Source organism: Streptomyces sp. NPDC014656 (assembly GCF_043084305.1).
Classification (GTDB): Bacteria; Actinomycetota; Actinomycetes; order Streptomycetales; family Streptomycetaceae; genus Streptomyces.
In genome coordinates this window covers 654,573-674,709 of record NZ_JBIBZN010000003.1, presented here as the reverse complement: position 1 = coordinate 674,709, position 20,137 = coordinate 654,573, and the positions used below count along the sequence as shown (strand labels likewise).

At 77.1% G+C, this 20,137-nt stretch carries 14 protein-coding genes; 6 read left to right on the top strand and 8 right to left on the bottom strand.

Annotation, left to right across the window (positions count from 1 at the left end; all coding sequences use genetic code 11):
* Positions 1–97 precede the first annotated feature (97 nt).
* Positions 98–2,032 (top strand): hypothetical protein, encoded by a 1,935-nt coding sequence (locus tag ACF1ED_RS10295; protein ID WP_391758568.1) that lies wholly within the window; start codon positions 98–100, stop codon positions 2,030–2,032.
* A gap of 16 nt (positions 2,033–2,048) precedes the next feature.
* Here the strand turns inward: ACF1ED_RS10295 and ACF1ED_RS10290 are convergent, their stop codons facing one another.
* Together ACF1ED_RS10290 and ACF1ED_RS10285 are read right to left on the bottom strand one after the other, a co-directional pair.
* On the bottom strand, positions 2,049–3,257 hold the full coding sequence (locus tag ACF1ED_RS10290) for a PP2C family protein-serine/threonine phosphatase (RefSeq protein WP_391758566.1): 1,209 nt from the start codon (positions 3,255–3,257) through the stop codon (positions 2,049–2,051).
* A gap of 219 nt (positions 3,258–3,476) precedes the next feature.
* Complete coding sequence (locus ACF1ED_RS10285; RefSeq protein ID WP_391758761.1) at positions 3,477–5,294, bottom strand: SpoIIE family protein phosphatase; 1,818 nt, start codon at positions 5,292–5,294, stop codon at positions 3,477–3,479.
* Positions 5,295–5,504: 210 nt separating this feature from the next.
* Between ACF1ED_RS10285 and ACF1ED_RS10280 the strand changes: the two genes are divergently transcribed.
* The 5 genes from ACF1ED_RS10280 to ACF1ED_RS10260 all read left to right on the top strand — a co-directional run bounded on the left by ACF1ED_RS10280 (position 5,505) and on the right by ACF1ED_RS10260 (position 11,290).
* Complete coding sequence (locus tag ACF1ED_RS10280) at positions 5,505–6,326, top strand: polysaccharide deacetylase family protein (protein ID WP_391758564.1); 822 nt, start codon at positions 5,505–5,507, stop codon at positions 6,324–6,326.
* Positions 6,327–6,628: 302 nt separating this feature from the next.
* Positions 6,629–7,501, top strand: coding sequence for an ABC transporter ATP-binding protein (locus tag ACF1ED_RS10275; RefSeq protein ID WP_391758562.1), 873 nt, complete (start codon positions 6,629–6,631; stop codon positions 7,499–7,501).
* Positions 7,498–8,484, top strand: coding sequence for an iron-siderophore ABC transporter substrate-binding protein (locus ACF1ED_RS10270; RefSeq protein ID WP_391758560.1), 987 nt, complete (start codon positions 7,498–7,500; stop codon positions 8,482–8,484). Before ACF1ED_RS10275 ends, ACF1ED_RS10270 begins: the two co-directional genes overlap by 4 nt.
* 20 nt (positions 8,485–8,504) lie before the next feature.
* Positions 8,505–10,568, top strand: coding sequence for an iron ABC transporter permease (locus tag ACF1ED_RS10265; protein WP_391758558.1), 2,064 nt, complete (start codon positions 8,505–8,507; stop codon positions 10,566–10,568).
* 50 nt (positions 10,569–10,618) lie between these two features.
* Complete coding sequence (locus ACF1ED_RS10260) at positions 10,619–11,290, top strand: adenosylcobinamide amidohydrolase (RefSeq protein ID WP_391758556.1); 672 nt, start codon at positions 10,619–10,621, stop codon at positions 11,288–11,290.
* Between the two features lie 31 nt (positions 11,291–11,321).
* Here ACF1ED_RS10260 and ACF1ED_RS10255 read toward each other — a convergent pair whose 3' ends face one another.
* From ACF1ED_RS10255 to ACF1ED_RS10230, 6 genes are read right to left on the bottom strand one after another with little or no spacing between them, the layout of a single operon-like run.
* On the bottom strand, positions 11,322–12,260 hold the full coding sequence (locus ACF1ED_RS10255) for an SDR family oxidoreductase (RefSeq protein WP_391758554.1): 939 nt from the start codon (positions 12,258–12,260) through the stop codon (positions 11,322–11,324).
* Positions 12,257–13,381: an ROK family protein gene (locus ACF1ED_RS10250; RefSeq protein ID WP_391758552.1), complete on the bottom strand. Its 1,125-nt coding sequence runs from the start codon at positions 13,379–13,381 to the stop codon at positions 12,257–12,259. Before ACF1ED_RS10250 ends, ACF1ED_RS10255 begins: the two co-directional genes overlap by 4 nt.
* Positions 13,362–13,745, bottom strand: coding sequence for a cupin domain-containing protein (locus tag ACF1ED_RS10245; protein ID WP_391758550.1), 384 nt, complete (start codon positions 13,743–13,745; stop codon positions 13,362–13,364). The genes ACF1ED_RS10250 and ACF1ED_RS10245 overlap by 20 nt, the downstream gene beginning before the upstream one ends.
* Complete coding sequence (locus ACF1ED_RS10240; protein ID WP_391758548.1) at positions 13,742–14,947, bottom strand: sedoheptulose 7-phosphate cyclase; 1,206 nt, start codon at positions 14,945–14,947, stop codon at positions 13,742–13,744. Before ACF1ED_RS10240 ends, ACF1ED_RS10245 begins: the two co-directional genes overlap by 4 nt.
* Positions 14,940–17,003, bottom strand: a complete 2,064-nt coding sequence (gene malQ / locus ACF1ED_RS10235) for a 4-alpha-glucanotransferase (protein ID WP_391758546.1) — start codon at positions 17,001–17,003, stop codon at positions 14,940–14,942. The genes ACF1ED_RS10240 and malQ overlap by 8 nt, the downstream gene beginning before the upstream one ends.
* Positions 17,000–20,137: an HAD hydrolase family protein gene (locus tag ACF1ED_RS10230; protein ID WP_391758545.1), complete on the bottom strand. Its 3,138-nt coding sequence runs from the start codon at positions 20,135–20,137 to the stop codon at positions 17,000–17,002. Before ACF1ED_RS10230 ends, malQ begins: the two co-directional genes overlap by 4 nt.

Sequence of the window (20,137 nt, the reverse complement as noted above, 5' to 3'; positions counted from 1 at the left end):
AGCACGGCGAAGATCGTCCGGATCCGGAGGCCCGGTCCGCGCGGGCGCCACGGAACCCGGGGAGTGACGCGCCGCCCGCCCCGCTCGTTCTCGGTGCGTGCAGCAGCTCCGTATCCCCCGCAAGGGCCCGTCGGCCGCCATATCCGCCCCGCGTCCCTCCCGGGACGCCGCGGAGGCCGCGCTCGTCGAGCACTATCCCGCCCTGGTCCGCCTCGCCCACCTCGTCCTGCCGCCCTCGCTCGGCCGGCAGCGCCGCGTCCTCGCCGCGCACGCCGTGGTCCAGCGGGCCCTGCCCCGTGGCAGGCCCGCCAGGACCGGCTCCCTGCCCCGCCCCCGCGGCCCCCGCGAGGAGGCCCACGCCTGGCTCCGGGCCCGGGTCGTCACCGGCGCCCTCACCGCCCGGGAGCTCCGGCCCGCCGCGCTCGCCCTGCCCCGCGTCACGGGACTGCGGCTCTTCCCCCGCGCCGGCGGCGGCGACGAACTCGCCCTCGACCGGGCCCTCGCGGCCGTCACGCCCGAGGTCCGCGCCGCCCTCGCGCTCACCGTCCTCGAAGGGCTCGGCCCCGAGGAGACCGCCGCCCTGCTGGCCGGGGCCGGGGCGGCCGCCCCCGACCGGGCCCTGGCCGCCGCCGCGCGGCTGCGCGCGACCGTCCCCGGCGACCCGGCCGCCCTGCTGCGCGGTCCCGAGTTCGACCCCTGCACTGTCCACCTCCGCCCCACCGATCTGCTCCGGCGCCGGCGGCGCGGCCGGGCCGTGGTCCTCGCGGCGGCCCTCCTCCTCGCCGCCCTCCCCGCCTCCGGGGCGCTGCGCCCGGACGCGCCCGTCCCGGCCCCGGCGGTCTCCGCCACGGACCCGGCCGCCGACCCGGCGGCCCTGCTCAGGGCCGACCCCGAGCGCTGGGCCGACACCTCCCGCGTGGACTTCACCGCCTGGCCCGCCCGGGGCGACCGCACCGGCGACACGGCGCTCCTCGGCCGCGCGCTCGCCGCGTGGACCGGGGACGGCGTCCGCAAGGAGACCACCCCCCGCACCGCCGCCACGCCGCCGCCGGGACCCCCCGCCCTGCTCTACGCGGGTGAGACCGACGGCGCGGCCGTGGTGCTCCTCCACGACGGCGTCCGGCTCGCCCGCTACACCGAACCCCGCACCGGGTCGCCCGCCCTCCTCCTGGCCCGCGCGGACGACGCCGACGTCACCACCGCCGCCTCGGTCGTCCTGGCCCGCACCGGCGCCGGCACCCGCTACCTCCTCGCCCCGTGGATCGCCGAGGCGGGCGTACGGGACCTGGCCGCGCCGGCCACGCCCGCCCGGGAGCTGGCCGTGGCGCCGGACGGCGTCACCCCGCCCGTGCCGGAGCCCCGGCCCGCAGGCCCGGGCGGCTGCGGCGGGACCACCGTGCTCCAGCTGCGCTCCTCCGCCCGCATCGTCGAGGACCACGCCTTCCTCGTCGCCGACCTCGGCGGACTCGGCCCCGCGCACCTCGGCTGGACCCCGCTCCCGGCCCCCGGCGTCCCCTCCCGGCAGCCCCGTGAGGCCGCCGGGCCCCTCGGACTCGCGGCGTGGGCCCGGTCCGCCTGTCTCCTCGGCCCGCTCCACGACTCCGGGGTGCGCTCCGTCAACCGCTGGGAGTTCGCCGAGCAGCAGCTGCCCGAGCGGGCCGGGCGGGCGCTGTGGGTGTGCGCCCGCGCCGAGACCTGGGAGGGCGCCGGCCGGGCCGACGTCCTCCTGGAGACCCCGGCCCGCGCCCCGGAGTCCGCGCGTCCCCTGCTCTCGGTGCCCGACACCGCCGGGTGCGGACGCTTCGGGCAGGACGTCCTCGCCGGAGGCCCGTGGACCTCGCCGTCCGGGGCCCGCTACCTGCTCGCGGCGGGCAGCCGCCACGTCGTCGGGATCACCGCGGGCGGCGCCGTGCGGGCCCGTGCGCAGGGCCGGGTGTTCGCCGCCCGGGCCGCCGGGGCGGGCGCAGTCGTCCTCGACGGGCGGCTCGCCGACGGCGGCGTCCTGCGCGGCTGGACGGCCGCCGGGCGGTGAGCGGGGCGGGCGCCGGTCAGGCCGCGACGGCCCGCGGCCGGGCCGGGGCCCACGGGGCCGGCCCGCCGCCCCCGTCCCGGACCAGCAGGAGGGCCGTGGTGTCGTCCTCCAGGCCGTGGACGCCGAACCGGTCGAGGTCCTCCCGCAGCAGCCCGGGGATCCGGTCGGCCGGTTCGTCGGACCAGGCGCCCAGCCGCTGCTCCAGCGGGTAGAAGTCGCCGCGCGCGTCCCGGGTCTCCGAGACGCCGTCGGTGAACATCAGCAGCCGGTCGCCGGGGCCGAACGGCACCTCCTCCACCGTGAACGGCGCGTCCACCGGCACCGGCAGGTGGACCGGGACCGAGGGCGCGGAGAACTCGACCGTCTCCACGGCCCCGTCCCGCTGCACCACCGGGGCCGGGTGGCCGCAGCTCAGCAGCCGGATCACGGGCCGGTCGTCGGGGATCTCGGCGAGCAGCACGGTCGAGAAGCGGTCGGCCGCCTCCGACTCCGGCGCCCGCTCCGCGTACCGCGCCATGCTGGCCTCCAGCCGCTGGGCGATCGCCGGCAGGTCGGGGGCGGTGTACGCGGCCTCCCGGAAGGAGCCGAGGAGCAGTGACGCGGCCTCCACGGCCGGCAGCCCCTTGCCCTGGACGTCGCCCAGCATGATCCGGACGCCGTCGCGGACCTTGAGCGCCTTGTAGAAGTCGCCCCCGACGTGCGCGCCGGCGGCGGACGCCTCGTACAGCAGCCGCAGGTCGACGGTGCCGAGGCGGGGCGGGAGCGGGCGCAGGACGGCCCACTGGGCGGCCTCGGCGACGGCGCTGACCTGGCGCAGCTCGGTCTCGCGGTGCTGCCGGACGCGGCTGGAGACGGCGGCGGCGAGGGCGACCACGGCGAGCACCACCTGGTTGGCGAGGCTCGCCGGGAAGAGGGGGTCGCCGCGCAGGACGGCGAGGACGCCGCTCGCGGCCATGGCGAGCGCGCCGATCGCGGCCGTGCCGCGGGCCGTCCAGGTCGCCGCCGCGAGCGCCGGGGCGGCGATCAGGAAGCGGTCGAACCGTTCCGCCGGCGGGGTCAGCACGTCCGCCAGGGTGGCGAGGACGATCACCAGGAGCGGCAGCAGCCGTCCGATCAGGTAGCGCGCCTCCGCGCGGCCCGCGGGACGGGCGGAGGCGGGGCCGGATCCGCGCGCGGGCCCCGGCGCGGGGTCCCGCCGCCCGGTCGCGGTCGGCTCCACAGGCATGGCTCTCCTTCGTCGGACTCCCGCGCGGTGGAGGACCGCGAGGGCCTTCGACCGCCAGGATGCCCGTCGCTCCGGCCGGTCCGCAGGGGCCGGACGTCACCCGGGGCCGGGACGTACGGCCCTGGGGGGAGGGGGCGGCCCTCCGGGAGGTCTCGTACGGGGCGGCCCGCGGGCGCGGAGGGGCCTCGGACGGTGGGGTGCCCCAGGCGGTGCGGTTCCTCAGACGGGGAGGTCCTGCTCCGCCCAGACGACCTTGCCGCCGGAGGTGCGGCAGGAGCCCCAGCGGCGGCACAGCATGTTGACGAGCTGGAGGCCGCGGCCGCCCTCGTCGCTGAGGTCCGCGTGCTGGATCTGCGGCAGGTCGGGGCCGGTGTCCGAGACCTCGACGACCAGCCGTTCGCCGCGCAGCAGCCGCAGCTCGCCCGGCCCGTGGCCGTACCGCAGGGCGTTGCCGACGAGCTCGGAGACGACCAGCTCGCACACGTCGGCGAGCTCGTCCAGGCCCCACTCGGCGAGCTGGCGGGTGACCAGGCGCCGCGCCTCGGAGGCGGCCCGGCCGTCTCCGGAGAGCGGCCAGACCCGCAGCCCGGTGTCCGCGTCGAGCGGCACGGCCCGGGCGGTCAGCAGAACCGCCTCGTCGAAGCGGCCGGGACCGGCCGGGGCCGCCGCGATCAGGCCGCCGTCCTCCAGGCCGCCGGGGGGCAGGGCGAGCGCCGCCGACCGCAGCCGGTCCAGCTGCTCCTCCAGGTCGGCGCCGCGCTCCTTCACCAGGCCGTCGGTGTACAGCACGAGCCCGCCGCCGCCGGGGACGGTCACCGTCACCGGGTCGTACGGGATCACCCCGGCGCCCAGCGGTGCCCCGGCCGGGAGGGGGACGAAATCGGCCCCGCCCCGCCCGTCGAGCAGCAGCGGGGGCAGCAGACCGGCCCCGGCCAGGGTGCAGCGGGAGTCCGCCGGGTCGTAGACCGCGCAGAGGAAGGTGGCGACCTGGTCGTCCTCCAGGTCGCGGGTGGCGAGGTCGAGCCGGGCCAGGACCCGCTCGGGCGCCATGTCGAGGGTCATCAGGGTGCGGGCCACGGCCCGCAGCCGGCCCATGGTGGCGGCGGCGGGCAGCCCCTGGCCCATGACGTCGCCAGCCATCAGGGCCGTGCGTCCGCCGGGCAGCGACATCACGTCGTACCAGTCGCCGCCGACCGGGTGGCGGGCCGATGACGGCGCGTACTCGGCGTGCACCCGCAGCCCGGGGGTGACCGGGGTGGCGCGGGGCAGCAGACTGCGCTGGAGCGACACGACGCGCTCGCGCTCGCGGCCGTACAGCCGGGCGTTGTCGATGAAGACGGCGGCGCGGGACGCCAGCTGTTCGGCGAGCGCCAGGTCGGTGGGGGAGAAGGACGGGCTGCCGGGGCCGCGGACGAAGTCGGCGCTGCCGAGCAGCAGGCCGCGGGCGATGAGCGGCACCGCGAGGTAGCTGTGCACGCCCAGGGCGCGCATCTTCGCCGCCCCGCTGGCGGTGGGGGAGACGCGGGCGAAGTCGTCCTCCCGCATCCGGCCCACCAGCACCGGCTTGCCCTGCCGCAGGCAGTACTGGTGGAGCAGCGTCTCGTGCCGCTTCTGGTCGCGGACGAAGGTCTCGCCGACCGGGGTCGCCTCCAGGGTCTCCATGGTGTCGACGGCGGCGAGCGCGACCGCGCGCATCGGCGGGACGCCCCGGCCGGTCCAGCGGGAGCCCTCCTCGCCGTGCAGGACGCTCTCCATGATGTCGACGGCGGCGCCGTCGGCGAAGCCGGGCACGGTGAAGTCGGCCAGCTCCCGGGCGGTGCTCTCCAGGTCCAGGGTGGTGCCGATCCGGGTGCTCGCGGCGTTGAGCCAGGCGAGCCGGGCCTCGGTGCCGGGCCGGTCGAGCGGAATCCGGTCCTCCGGGATCCGTCCCTCCGTGCGGTCACGCCGGGCGCGGAGCGCCGCCGACCGCCGGACCGTCGAGGCGCGCACGGCCGAGACCCTGCCGGTCAGGCGCCGTCCGCCGCTGCCGCCGCTCACTCTTCCGGCCTCCAGACGGGAACTCGACCAGGTGTGGTGCACAGTCTGCACCGGAAGGCCGTTCCGCGCACCATCCGAACAGCAGCGGAATCGAAGCCGAACGGTAGCTCTGTCACATCCGCCGAACGGGTGAAACCTGTTCGGGTTCCGTGTCGTCCTCTCCCCCGGGAGCGCGCCGGGAGGCGCGGGAACGCGAGGATCGGAGGGCGCATGCGCCGGATGGGCAAGTACACCGCGCACATGGCCGTGTTGGCGTCGGCGGTCGGCATCAGCCTGGCCGCGTGGGGGGCGACGGCGCTGGTGGGCGGCGACGGGGACGCCGCGGCGGCGGGGGCCGGGGGAGCGGGCGCGCCGAAGGTTCCGGCCCAGCGGGCCGACGGGAAGGAGCGGCCCGCGAAGCCGGTCACGCGGGTGCCGGTGGGCATCGCGCACGCGGCCGAGGCGGGCGGACGGGCCGTCAACATCACCATCGACGACGGGCCGGACCCGCGCTGGACGCCGCAGATGCTCGACATCCTGAAGCAGCACGAGGTCAAGGCCGTCTTCTGCATGATCGGGCCGCAGGCGAAGCAGCACCCGGACCTGGTGAAGCGGGTGGTGGCCGAGGGGCACCGGCTGTGCGACCACACCATGACCCACGACACGACGATGGACCGCAAGCCCGTCGCGTACCAGAAGCGGCAGATCCTCGACGCGCGGAAGATGATCGAGGAGGCCGCGGGCGGGGTCGAGGTGCAGTACTACCGCGCCCCCGGCGGTGCGTTCACGCCCGACAGCCGGAAGATAGCCGCCGCCGCCGGGATGCGGCCGCTGGGGTGGAACGTGGACACCAAGGACTTCGAGCGGCCGGGCGCCGCCGCCATCGTGGCGACCGTCAAGAACGAGCTGTCCAACGGGCCGACGATCCTCTTCCACGACGGGGGCGGCGACCGCTCCCAGACCGTCACGGCGCTGCGGCAGGTGCTGCCGTGGCTGAAGCAGCAGGGCCACACCTTCAGCTTCCCGGTCCGCACCGCCCCGGACACCCCGTAGGGGCCGGGGCCGGCGGCTCCGGCGGAGAGCCGCCGGATCCGGTGCGGCGCCTCCTTCGGGGCGCCGCCGGGGGCCTGGCGGACGGGGCGGCGGAGGCGGGCGTCCGGCCGGACCGGACCGCGCCGGCGCCGGCGCCGTACCCCTGGGGGCCGAAGCCGCTCGGGCTCGTGCTCTTCTCGCCGGGCTTCGTCCCGCCGGCGCGGCCCACCCGGCACGAGCACGGCGCCGCGCCCGTGCCGGAGCGGAGGGCGGGATCGGAACCCCCTGTTCCGGCCGACTGAGGTTAGGCTAACCTAAGCGTCGTGCAAGCAGGTGAAGAGACCTCCACGGTCCCCCGCCCGCGCGGTCACGAGCTGTCGGCCACCGCCGTCACCGTCGCCTACGACGGAGTCGACGTCGTCCACGACGCCTCCCTGACCCTGCGGCCCGGCCAGGTGACCGTCCTCGTGGGACCGAACGGCAGCGGCAAGTCGACGCTGCTGCGCACGGTCGCACGCCTCCAGCGGCCCCGCCGCGCCGAACTCGTCCTCGACGGCGACACCGACGGGCTCGCCCTGAGCCCCCGTGAGTTCGCCCGCAAGGTGGCCCTCCTGACCCAGGGCCGGCCGACACCGGGCGGGCTCACCGTCCGCGACCTCGTCGAGTTCGGCCGCTACCCCTACCGCGGCCGCTGGGGGAAGTCCGACCCGGACGGCCCCGCCGCGGTGGAGCGGGCCCTCGCCCTCACCGGCGTGGACGAACTCGCCGACCGGGGCGCCGAACACCTCTCCGGCGGACAGCTCCAGCGCGTCTGGCTCGCCGGCTGCCTCGCCCAGGAGACCGGCGTCCTCCTCCTCGACGAGCCCACCACCTACCTCGACCTGCGCTACCAGGTCGAACTCCTCGACCTCGTGCGCGACCTGGCGGACCTTCACGGCATCGCCGTCGGCGCCGTCCTCCACGACCTCGACCAGGCCGCCGCCGTCGGCGACCGGATCGTCCTGCTCCACGCCGGACGCGTCGTCGCCGACGGCCTCCCCGAGGAGGTCCTCACCGGACCCCGCCTCACGGAGACGTACGGCATCCGCATCGAGGTCGACACCGACCCCCTCACCGGCAGGCTCCGCACCCGCGCCCTCGGCCGGCACCACACGCGAACCCCCGCGCGATCCGAAAGGCTCAGCCCCACCCCATGAGAAAGCACCTCCTCACCGCCGCGGCCCTCGCCACGGCGGCCCTCGCCCTGACCGCGTGCGGCACCACCGAGCCCGCCGCCGACGCCAAGGCCGACAAGAAGGCCGAGCCGATCACCCTCACCGACGACACCGGCACCGAGGTCAAGCTCGACGGCCCGGCCACCAAGGTCGTCGGCACCGAGTGGAACGTCGTCGAGCAGCTCATCTCCCTCGGCGTCGACCCCGTCGGCGTCTCCGACGTCAAGGGCTACAAGACCTGGAACACCGCCGTCCCGCTCAAGAACGAGCCCAAGGACGTCGGCACCCGCGGCGAGCCCAGCATGGACACCATCGCCGCCCTCGAGCCCGACCTCATCCTCGCCACCTCCGACCTGCCGCCGGCCGCCGTCAAGCAGCTGCGCGCCGTCGCCCCGGTCCTGGAGGTCAAGGCCGCCGACGCCGCCGACCCGATCGGCCGGATGACGAAGAACCTCGACCTCATCGCCGAGGCCACCGGCACCACGGCCAAGGCCGACGAGCTCAAGAAGGGCTTCGAGGCGAAGCTGGAGGAGGGCGCGAAGGCCCTCGCCGGCGCCGGCCTGGCGGGCGCGAAGTACGCCTTCGCCGACGGCTACCTCGTCTCCAACCAGGTCTCCGTCCGCCCCTTCACCAGCGGCTCGCTCATCGGCGCCGTCAACGAGAAGCTCGGCCTGAAGAACGCCTGGACCGTCAAGGGCGACCCGGCGTACGGCCTCGGCGCCACCGACGTCGAGGGCCTCACCAAGCTCGGTGACGGCGTCCACTTCGCGTACATCGGCAACGACGGCGACCCGAACGCCACCCCGTTCTCCGGCGTCCTCGCCGAGGACAAGGTGTGGACCTCCCTCCCCTTCGTCAAGAAGGGCGACGTCCACCGCCTCCCCGACGGCATCTGGATGTTCGGCGGCACCGGCTCGATGACCCAGTACGCCGACTCCGTCGTCACCGCGCTCACGAAGAAGTAGGACACGAGGAACCCCGCACCATGGCCGTCACCGCGACCACCCCCGCCGCCCGTCCCCAGGCCGCAGCCACCCGCACGGGCGCGGCGGCGGTGACGGCCGCCCTGCTCCTCCTCGTCACCTGCCTCGCGCTCGTCGACATCACCCAGGGCACCGCCTCCGTCGGCGCGGCCGAGATCGTCAAGGCGGTCACCGGCCGTGCCGACCCCGGCGACGCCTCCGTCGTCGTCGCCTCCCGGCTGCCCCGCATGGTCGCGGGGCTCCTCGTCGGCGCCGCCCTCGGCATGGCCGGCGCGGCCCTCCAGGCCGTCAGCCGCAACGTCCTCGCCGCGCCCGACACCCTCGCCGTCAACGCCGGCTCCTACTTCGCGCTCGGCCTCGCCGCCGCGACCGGCGTCTCCCTGCCCTTCCTCGCCTCCTCCGGCATCGCCTTCACCGGCGGACTCGCCGCCGCCGCCGTCGTCCTCGGCCTCTCCGGCCTCGGCTCCGGCACGGTCCGCCTCGTCCTCGCCGGCAGCGCCCTCACCCTGGGCCTCACCGCCCTCACCGAGGGCCTGCTGCTCCTCTTCCCGCAGCAGACCGAGGGCGTCTACCACTGGAACCAGGGCAGCATCGCCCAGAACGGCTTCGACGGCGTCCTCCAGATGCTGCCGATCGCCGTCGTCGGCCTCGTCGGACTCCTCCTCCTCGCCCGCCGCGTCGACGCCCTCGCCCTCGGCGACGAGGCCGCCCGCGGGCTCGGCGTGCCGGTCCGCTCCACCCGCGTCACCGCCGTCGTGCTCGCCGCGCTGCTCGCCACCGCCGCCGTCACCCTCGCCGGGCCCGTCGGCTTCGTCGGCCTCTGCGCGCCCGCCCTCATGCGGCCGCTCGCCCGCCGCTTCCGCGGCTACGCCCGCAGCCGGGCCCTCGTCCCCGCCGCCGGACTCGCGGGCGCGGCCCTCGTCCTCGGCGCCGACGTCCTGCTGCGCACGCTCGTCCCCGCCGACACGGCCGTCTCCGTCCCCACCGGCGTCGTCACCAGCCTCGTCGGCGCGGTCTTCGTCATCGTCATGGCCACCCGGCTCCGGGACACCGGCGACGTCGCCGTCGACCGGCTCCGCATCCGCGGCCGCACCGCCTTCCTCGCCACCACCGCCGTCCTCGTCGTCGCCCTGCTCGGCGTCACGATCGGCGGCGTCCTCCTCGGCGACGCCAAGCTCCTCCTCGGCGACGTGGCCAACTGGGCCGCCGGAGAGGCCGGCCGGACCGTCTCCTTCGTCCTCGACACCCGCGTGCCCCGGGTCCTCGCCGCGCTCCTCGCGGGCGCCGCCCTCGCCCTCGCCGGCACGCTCGTCCAGGCCGTCACCCGCAACCCGCTCGCCGAACCCGGCATCATGGGCGTCTCCGGCGGCGCCGCCCTCGGCGCCGTGCTCCTCGTCACCACCGTGCCGACGGCCGGCTCCTGGGGCGTGGCCGGCGCCGCGTTCACCGGCGCCGCGGGCGCCGCCCTCGTCGTCTTCGGCTTCGCCTCCCGCGGCGGGTTCAAGCAGACCCGGCTCGTCCTCGTCGGCTTCGCCGTGCACACCGCCACCGCCGCCGTCGTGGCCCTGCTCATCATCCTCACCGACCCCTTCAACGCGACCAAGGCGCTGACCTGGCTCTCCGGCTCCACCTACGGCCGGACCCCGCCCGACGTCCTGCCGCTCGCCGTCGCCGTCCTCGTGGGCCTCGCCGTCGCCGTCGCCCGCCGCACCGAACTGGACCTGGTCTCCCTCGACGAGGACACCCCCCGCCTCCTCGGCCTGCCGCTCGGCCCCGGCCGGCTCGGCTTCCTCGCCCTGAGCGTGCTGCTCAGCGCCACCGCCGTCGCCGCCGCCGGCACCATCGGCTTCGTCGGCCTGGTCGCCCCGCACGCCGCCCGCGCCCTCGTCGGCCGCCGCCACCACCGGGTGGTCCCGGTCGCGGTCCTCCTCGGCGCCGTCCTCGTCTGCGCCGCCGACACCGTGGGCCGCACCGTCATCGCCCCCGCCCAGCTCGGCGCCGGCACCATGACGGCCGTCATCGGCACCCCGTACTTCCTGTACCTCCTGGTCCGCAGCCGCCGCTGACCGGCCCGTAGGATCACCGGGACGTACAGGTGAGCGAGGAGCGCGTTGCGGTGACCGTCGTGGTGGAACCGACCCTGCCGGTCCCCCCGGCCCTTCCGGAACTCCTGGAGCGGGACGAGGACGGGCAGGCGCTCGGCGCGCTCCTGTGGCGGCACGGGCCCGGCTGGCGGGCCGTCAGCAGCGCGGTGCTCGGCGGCGGGATCGGGGAGCGGTCCTGGGTGATGAACGTCCAGGTCGCCCACGGCTACACCCGCACCGACCCCGAGGCGCACCTCGCCGGCCTCGCCCGCCGGGCCGGCCTCCGCGGCCCCGGGGTCGGGCTGATGACCGCCGCCGACGTCGCCCGGCGCGGGGCCGCCTCCGACGGCGGCGTCGACGCGGTGGCCACCGCCGGCATCGAGGTGCGGGGCTGGGCGGCGGCACCGGGGCCGGCCGTGCCCCCGCCCCAGCCGCCCGGCACGATCAACATCGTCGTCACCGTGCCCGCGCCGCTCACCGACGCCGCGCTCGTCAACGCCGTGGCCACCGCGACCGAGGCCAAGGTGCAGGCGCTGCTCGACGCCGGCCACGACTGCTCCGGGACCCCGACGGACGCGGTCTGCGTCCTCGCCCGGACCCCCCTGCCCGGCGGAGCCGCCGAGCCCTTCGCCGGGCCCCGCTCGCTCTGGGGCGCCCGCCTGGCGCGGGCCGTGCACCGGGCCGTCGGCGACGCCCTCCGCTGACGGGGCGCCGCCGACGGCCCGGTGGCCGCGCTCAGGCCTCGCGGAAGGCGGGGGCCAGCACCGCCGCGGCGGCCCCGACACCCCGGAGCGTGACGGTCTCCATCCCCGGCACCGACGCCAGCGACGTACTGGCCAGGCAGGTGTTCTCCGGCCGCGAGGCATAGCGGCCCGAGGCCCGGGGCACCGGGCGCACCAGCTCCTCCGGGGCCCCCAGCGCCCGCGCGACCTCCCGTGCCCAGCCCGCCCGGGAGACCCGCTCCGGGCCGCCGAGGTGCAGCAGCGCGGGCACCGCGCCCCCCGGGCGGAGCAGCAGCGAGGTCACCGCCGCCACGTCCTCGACCAGGACGGGCGTCGTCCACTGGTCGTCCGGTGCCTCCACCGGCTCCCCCCGGACCAGCCGGTGGGCGCAGGACGCGAAGAAGTTCAGCCACTTCCCCGCGTCGGCCGGCTCGTGCCCGTAGACGAGGCTGACCCGCAGCACCGTCGCCGGGGACACCGCCCGGGCGAGCAGCAGCTCCTCGGCCCGCCGCTTCGCCGTCCCGTACGCGTTCGCCGGGGCCGTCGGGGTCGTCTCCACGTTCCGCGCCGAGGTGCCGTCGAAGACGTTGTCCGTCGAGATCATCACCAGCCGGTCCAGGCCCGGCAGCGCGGCGAAGGACGCCGTCGCCGCCGTGTGCGCGGCGGCCGCCTCCTCCGGGTGCGCCTCGCACCAGGTGACGTCCGAAGGCCCGTGCACCAGGACCACCGCACGGGGCCCGACCCGCGCCACGACCCCGGCGCAGGCGGCCGGGTCGGTGGCGTCCAGCGGCGTCCAGGCCGCCCCGTACGCCTCGGGCGGCCGGGCGGGCCGGCCGCGCGAGGCCAGCGTCACCGGCCGGCCCCCGCCGGCGAGCCGCCGGGCGATCTCCGTGCCGACGAAGCCGCTGCCGACCACGAGGACGGGCCCGTGACCCGCCGGGTCCGCGCTCATCGCGCCACCACCCTCTCCGAACCCTCCGCCGCCTTCGCCGTTCCCGCCGTTCCCGCCGTCCCGGCCGTCCCCGCGCCGCCCGGCGCCGGGCCCAGCCGGCGGTCCATCAGGAGGCCCGCGCCGATCAGACCGTGGTCGTCGTCGTCCGCCCCGAGCACCACCATCGACGCGACCTGCCCGTCCGTCAGGCCGAAGCAGCCCTGCCGGACCAGCTCCGCCGCCAGCAGCGCGCGGTACCGCTCGCCGACCGCCAGGGCGAAACCGCCCATCAGCACGAACCGGCGGACGCCGATCGAGGCGAACACCCCGCCGATCGCCGCCGCCAGCGGCACCAGCGTGCCCCGCAGCACCTCCGTGGCGAAGGGGTCCCCGGCCCGGACGGCCGACGCGACCGCCGGATTGTCCACCTCCGCCGGACCGGCCGCCGTCCGGGCCAGCGCCGAGCGCGCGTACCCCTCCGGATCCGCCGCGGCGGCCCGCCGCACGGCGGCGAGCACCCCCCGCCCGGAGGCGAGCGCCCCGAGGTGGCCCCGGCCGCCGCAGTCGCACGGCGGCGCGTCCGGCGAGCGGTCGTAGGTCCAGTGGCCCAGCTCCCCGCCGTGCCCCTCGTCGTCGAGGAGCACCTCACCGCCCCGGAACACCTTGTTCCCGATGCCCGAGCTGATCGTGAGCAGACAGAACGGCTCGGGGGAAGCGGCCCCGTACCGCCAGGCCGCCGCCGTCAGGTCGTTGACGACCAGCGCCGGCACCGGCAGCCGGGCCTCCAGGAGCTCCCGGAGGGGCAGCGGAGCGCCGCCCCCGCCCCACACCGTCGGCGCGCCCCGCACGGTCCCGTCACGGCCGACGGGGCCGGCGAAGGCGACGCACAGGCCGTCGGAGCCGGAGGCGGCGGCCTCCCGCTCCGCCTCGCGCGCGATCTGTCCGACCACCCGTTCCTGGAGCACCGGGACGGAGGACCCGGGGAAGCGGGCCATGCCGTCGACGGGCGTCCGGCGCACGTCCGGCAGCAGGCCGCCCGCGGCGGCGTCGAAGGTCCCGACCCGCAGCGTCGTCCCGCCGACGTCCACGACGGTGATCCGCCGTCCGGCCGGCGCGGCGGCGTCAGCCCGCGGGGACGTCATCGGGCACCTCCTCCTCGAAGACGAGCAGGGCCAGGTCCTCCGTGGAGTCGTTGCTCAGCCCGTGCTCGCCGTACGGCTCGTTGACCACCACGTCCCCGGCCGTCACCCGGAACTCGGCGCCGTCCCGGAGCATCACGCCGCTGCCGCTCAGCACCACGTACGTCTCCCGGTCGCGGCCGTGCCGGTGGCGGCCGATCGAGGTGCCCGGCGGCAGCACCGCCAGGTCGATGAAGGACGCCCCCGGGCTCCCGGCGCCCCGGGCGAGGATCCGGTGGGCGAGGATCGTCCCGCGCCCGCCGTGGTCGTGCTCCTTGGCGGCGAACAGCTCCCTGAGGTTCACCACCGGCCGTGCCGCGCCGCTCACGCTCCCGCCCCCTCGGCCGCGAACCCGGCGGCCCGCCGGGCGAGTTCGCCGAGCGCGCGGCGGAGCACCTCGGGGGTCACGTCGGCGAGCTCGTCGACGAAGACCGCCTTGCCCACCGCCGTCGGCACCACCAGGTGCAGCCGGCGGCCCCGCCGCTCCCACGACTCCTCCAGCGCCCGGGTCATCAGCTCCGGCGTGCAGGTCTCCGGGTCGATGACGGGCAGTCCGATCCGGGCGAGCAGCCCGATGATCCGGTCGCACGACTCCTCGTCGAGCAGCCCGATCCGCAGGGCCAGGCAGGCCGAGAGGGCCATGTCCACGGCGACCGCCTCGCCGTGCTCCAGCCGGTGGTCGCCGGCGGTCTCGACGACGGGGCTGAAGGTGTGCCCGAAGTCGACCAGGCGGGCCAGGTTCTTCTCCCGCAGGTTCGGGCAGAGCTCCTCCATCATCAGGCGCATGGAGGTCCGCAGGACGTACGTCTCCACCTCGGGCGGCGTCGGCGTCCCGGACGCCCGGAAGGCGTCGGGGTACCGCTCCAGGGTGGTGAACAGCTCCTCGTCCAGGATCACCGCCATCTTCACGATCTCCGCGAGACCGCAGCGGATCTCCCGCACGGGGAGGGTGGCGAGGAAGGCGGGGTCGCTCAGCGACGCGTGCGCCGGGTGGTAGGCGCCGAACATGTTCTTCGTGTGCAGGGCGTTGACCCCCGTCTTCACCCCCACGCCCACGTCGACCTGGCCGACCAGCGTGGTGTTGACCCGGATGTGCCGGATCCCCCGCGCGTACATCGACGCGGCGAAGCCGACCACGTCCGCGACGATCCCGCCGCCCAGGGCGAGCATCACCCCGTGCCGGTCCAGGCCGTCGGCCTTGGCGAGCGCGCAGACCCGCTCCGCCGTGGCCAGCGTCTTGTTCCGCTCCCCGGTGCCGATCGTGTGCAGCGTCCAGCTGCCCGGGGCGAGGTGCGCCTCCAGGTAGCGGACCAGCGCCTCCCCGTACAGGCCGCCGACGGTCGGCCCGGTGAAGGCCACCACCCGCCGCCCGCCGATCGCCCGCGCCAGGGCGGGGTTGTCCGGGGACAGCACCCCGGAGATCAGCTCCGCCCGGTATCCGGTGCCGTCCGGCGCGAGCAGGCTGAAACCGTCGGCGTCCTCCCGGACGCCCGGCAGGCGTTCCTCGTCAGCAAGAACCCGGCTAGGCATGCCTCTCCTCGATGTCTCGGTGTGCTTCCGGCCGTCCGGCGAACGCCCCGGCCAGGTGATGGGCGAGCGGAGCCTCGGTCAGCTCCTCCAGGGGGACGGGCCGCCCCTCCCCGTCGGCGACCGGCAGGCACCAGTTGGGGTGCGGCCCCGCGGTGCCCGGCAGGTTCTGCGGCCGCCGGTCGCCGGTCAGGTCCGGCAGCCAGACCCCGATCATGCGGGCCGGGGTCCGCCCCAGGTAGGCGTGGAGCGCGGCGACCTCGCCCGCCGGGTCCGGCAGCAGGCCGAGCCGCTCCAGCTCGGCCAGCCAGCCGTCCCGCTCGCGGGCCGCCTCCGCCCGCTCCTGCGCGACCGGCCGGGTCAGCAGGCCCAGCCGGTCGCGCAGTTCGACGTGCTCCCCGCTGAGCCAGGCGGCCGTGCTCGGCAGGTCGTGGGTGGTGAGGGTGGCCAGGCAGTGCTCCCGCCACTTCTCCGGGGCGAGCGGACCGAGCCGGCCCTCCGGCCCGCCCTCGTACTCGAAGCGCTGCACGGCCGTCCCGATCACGCCCCGGTCCGCGAGCGCCTCGCGGACGCCCGGCCCGACCGTGCCCAGGTCCTCGCCGATCACCAGCGCCCCGGCGTCGGCGGCCTCCGCCGCGAGCACGGCCAGCATCGCCGCCCCGTCGTAGCGCACGTAGGTGCCCTCGGACGGCGGGCGGCCCTCGGGCACCCACCAGAGCCGGAAGAGCCCCATCACGTGGTCGACGCGGAGCGCGCCCGCGTGCCGCAGGCCGGCCCGCAGCAGCGCGGCGAAGGGCCGGTACCCCTCGGCGGCCAGCGCGTCCGGGCGCCACGGCGGCTGGCCCCAGTCCTGCCCGGCCGGGTTGAAGTCGTCCGGCGGGGCGCCCACCGACATGCCCTCGGCGAGGCAGTGCCGCAGGGCCCAGGCGTCCGCCCCCTCCGGGGCCACCCCGACCGCGAGGTCGTGCACCAGGCCGATCCGCATGCCCGCCTCCCGGGCGGCCCGCTGGGCTCCGGCCAACTGCTCGTCGGTGATCCAGGCGAGCCAGCGGTGGAAGCCGACCGGACCGGCCAGCACCCGCCGGGCGCGGGCCACCTCGGCCGAGCGGGGATCGCGCAGCCCGGCCGGCCAGGACCGCCACGCCGGACCGTGCACCTCGGCCAGCGCGCACCAGGTGGCGAAGTCGGTGAGGTCCCCGCCCTCCCGCTCGGTGTACGCGGCGAACGCGGCCTCGCGCGCCGGGGTGCGGGGCACCTCGTACACCTCGCGCAGCGCGCGCAGCTTCAGCTCCCGCACCTCCTCGCGGCGGATCAGGGAACTCCCTTCCAGCACCGCCGCGTTGAGCGCGGCGGCCCGCTCGGCGAGCTGCCGGACCCGGCTCAGCGGACCGTCGGCGAGCCCCGCGGCCTCCGGGACGTCCTCGACCCGGACGTGCATCGGGTCGGGGAACCTCCGGCTGCTCGGCCGGTACGGCGACGGGTCGGGCAGCGGACCCGGCTCCATCGCGTGCAGCGGCCCCAACTGGACGAAGTCGGCGCCGAGTTCCCGCCCCGCCCAGGAGACGAGCCCGGTCAGGTCGCCGAGGTCGCCCATGCCCCAGGAGCGGCGGGACAGCAGGAAGTACAGCTGGACGAGGAAGCCCCAGGAGTACGGGGCGGGGCCGGGGCGCTCCGGCGCGACGAGCAGCACCGCCGTGTCCCGCCGTCCGTCCGCCTCCACCGTCAGCGTGTGCCGCCCGGCCGGCAGCGGCCCGTCCGCCGGGCCCCGCTCCCGCCCGTCGGCGCACAGCACGCGCGCGCGGGCACCCCGGGGCAGCCGGGGGAGCGGGCCGTCCGGGCCGTCGACGACGACGCACGGCGGCACGAGCCGCCGGGCCCGGACGGCGCGGTGCGCCGCCAGGGCGGCCCGGGCGGCGGCCGGCGTCGAACCGTCCACCCCGCACGCCGCGAGGACCGCGACCAGGGTGTCCGGGGCCACCGCGACCTCCCGACCCCGGTCGGTGCGGTACGAGGTCGCCACCCCGTGGGCCTCGGCGAGCGCCTTCAGCGGATCGTTCACCGGGCACCTCCCGCGCCGGCGGGGACGGCCACCGGCTCCGGGCCGTGCTCCGGCGGCGCGAACGGCACCACCGGCGCGCCGAAGAGGCGCTCCAGCACCGCCGCCACGCCGTCCTCCTCGTGGCCGGGCGCGATCTCGTCCGCGACGGCCCGCAGCGCGGGGTGCGCGTTGGCGACGGCCACCCCGTGCCCGGCGAGCGCCAGCAGCGGGATGTCGTTGGGCATGTCGCCGAAGCCGACGGTCTCCGCCCCGGTGCGGCCGAGCAGCTCCAGCGCCCGCGCCACACCGGTGCCCTTGGTGATCCCCCGGGGCAGCACCTCCACCATCCCCCGCACCGAGTGCACGACGGTCACCTCGTCGCCGCACAGCCGCAGGGCGGCCTCCGTGAGCGCGTCGTCCCCGACCGCGCGGTGGTGCAGCACCAGCTTGTCGATCGGCGCGTCCCACAGCAGGGAGCGGTCGGCGGTCACGTCCCAGCCGTGCCGCACCCGCTCACCGAAGCCGGGCGTGACCTTGAACCGGCTCTCCGGCGGGGAGGTCACCACCCCCAGCTCCAGCGGGCCGAGGAGCTCCTCCACCCGCGCCACCACCGAGCGGGCCAGCTCCGTGTCGAGCCGCTCCGCCGACAGCAGCCGGTCCGTGCCCGCGTCGTACAGCTGCGCGCCCTGCCCGCACACCGCCAGGCCGGTGTAGCCCAGGGAGTCCAGGAGCCGGCGGCACGCCGCCGCCGGACGGCCCGTCACCACCAGGTGCGCGGCCCCCGACGCGGCCACCAGCTCCAGCGCCCGCCGGGTCCGTCCGGACACCGTCAGATCGGACCGCAGCAGGGTGCCGTCGAGGTCGGTCGCGACCACCCGGTACGGCGGCGCCTCCGGCACCGGCACGTGGTCCCAGGCGGTCCTCCCGTCGTCGTGGGTGAGCCGCAGCACCAGGCCGCCGCGCGGACCGCCGGCCGGGACCGCGCCGCGGAAGACGCCGTCGGCGTCCCGGCGCAGCGCCACCAGCCGGGTGGTCCCGGCCGCCGGCACCGGCTCGTCGGAGCGGGCGGCCTCGTCGGCCGACTCCAGCGGCGCGTCACCGGCTTCCGCCGGACCCGGGGCCGCGCCGTCCACGACCGCGTCCACCGCGATCAGCCCCGGATGGCGGTACTCCACCGCGCGCGGGGCGTCCGGCGCGGCCGGGGCGATCCGGCACCGGTGCCGCACCGGCGCCATGAGGTCGTCCCGGCCCGCGTCACGGGCCAGGGCGGCGCAGCGCTCGAAGTCCGCCCGCCGGTACGCGGCGGCGAACAGCGCCTCGTACGCGGGCCCGTCGAGCTCCGCGCACCGCCCGTAGGCGTCGGCGTCGCCCCGCTCCAGGGCGTGCCGCAGGACCGTCTCGCGGTGCTCCGCGAGCTCCGCCCCGTCCAGCAGCCCGAACCAGCCGTACCGCGCGGCGTCCCGGGCGGGCAGCCGGCGCGGGACGCCGTCGAGCAGCTCCCGGAAGGCGCCGAGCCGGCGGCGGGCGCTCTCCCCCCAGGTGAAGCCGCGGGCGGTGCGGACCGCGTTCCGCGACAGGCGGGCGTACTCCTCCGGAGCCTCGCGGAACATCCGCTCCGCCTCCCGGATCCGGCCGGCCAGCAGCCCGGCCAGCTCCCGGTCGTCGTCGCGGAAGGAACCGCGCACCGCGAAGCCGGTCGCGTCCGGGTGGTCCCGCGGCAGCGCGTGCCCGAAGTGGGCGGTCGTCCGCTGCGCGGTCCCGATCGGCACCGCGCCGCAGGCCATCGCCTCCGCCTGGGCGATCAGGAAGCCGTCCAGCTCGAACTTGGAGGGGCACAGGGTGAAGTCCGCGCACGCCGCCTCGGTGAACAGCGCGTCCTCGCCGACCAGCGTCCAGTCCAGCCGCACCCGGTCCGGGTGGGCGTCCGCGATCCGCTGGAAGTACGCGTTGGCGGGCGCCGTCGCGGCCGCGCCGCCCGCGCCCGTCGCGCAGCGCAGCACGAAGGACGCCTCGACGCCCTCCGCCAGCACCTCCTCGATCGCCCGGAAGAGCTCCAGCTGGCCCTTGTGGTGCACCGCGTAGCGGGCCGAGTGGAAGAAGACGGGGCGCGCCGGGTCGAGGCCCATGCCGCGCAGCACCGCCGCCCGGTCGACCGCCGCCGGGTCGCGCGCCAGCCACGAGTCGGAGACCCCGCAGCCGCCGTCGAAGAGCTTGCCCGCGTGCCGCCGCAGCAGCCGGGCGACCGGCAGGCCGCTCACGTACCGCTCCATCGGGGTGCCCTCGAAGGTGCTGTGGTGGTCGCGCTGGCCGGGCGAGACGAAGTCCACCAGGTCGGCGTGGGCGAGGAGCTGCGGGAAGAGCGACACGTGGTCGGGGCCGAACTCGGTGTGCAGCCGGGTCGCGGCGAGCGCCCGGACCATCGCCGCGGTGGGGGAGTCCTCCGGCGGGGCCGGCTCCTCCCAGGCGTCCAGGGCGACGGGATCGCCGCCGGCGGCGCCGATCCGGAGCGGGTCGACGCCGAAGAGCCGCAGCACCGCCTCGGTCTGCGGCCGGTAGACCTTGTGGGTGACGGGCGCGTTGGCCGCGACCGTGCTGACGCACCGCCAGCGCGGGTCGTCCTTCAGGACCAGCGGCACCAGGTGGTGGTACGAGGGCTCGAAGCCGTGCACGACCGCCGGCTCGGCGCCCTCCCCGTGCCCGGCGCCCAGCCGGTCGCGCAGGAAGCGCAGCCCGGCGACCTGGAAGACCAGCGGCTTGAAGAAGGACAGCTCCCGGCCCTCGGAGTCCGGCGGCGGGTACAGCCGGTCCGGCAGCAGGTCGAGGTGGGAGTCGGAGAGGAGGTACACGTCCACGCCGTCGAGGCGCAGCCGGTACGCCCGGGTGGTCAGCGCCAGCGACAGCTCGGCGGGGCGACCCGGCCAGGTCTTAGGGTCGAGGACCAGCGGCACCGCGTGGTCGACGCGGTAGTCCAGCTCCTCGACCGGACGGGTGGCGCGCAGCCGCTCCAGGTGCCCGTGCGCGGGGGTCACGATCGACACCCGGTGGCCCAGCGCCGCGTACTCCCGTGACAGGTTCCACACCAGCGGCGACAGCCCGCCGCGCATCAGCCGGGGGTCGAAGCCCCCGCACTCGTAGGCGAAGTTGACGATGTGCAT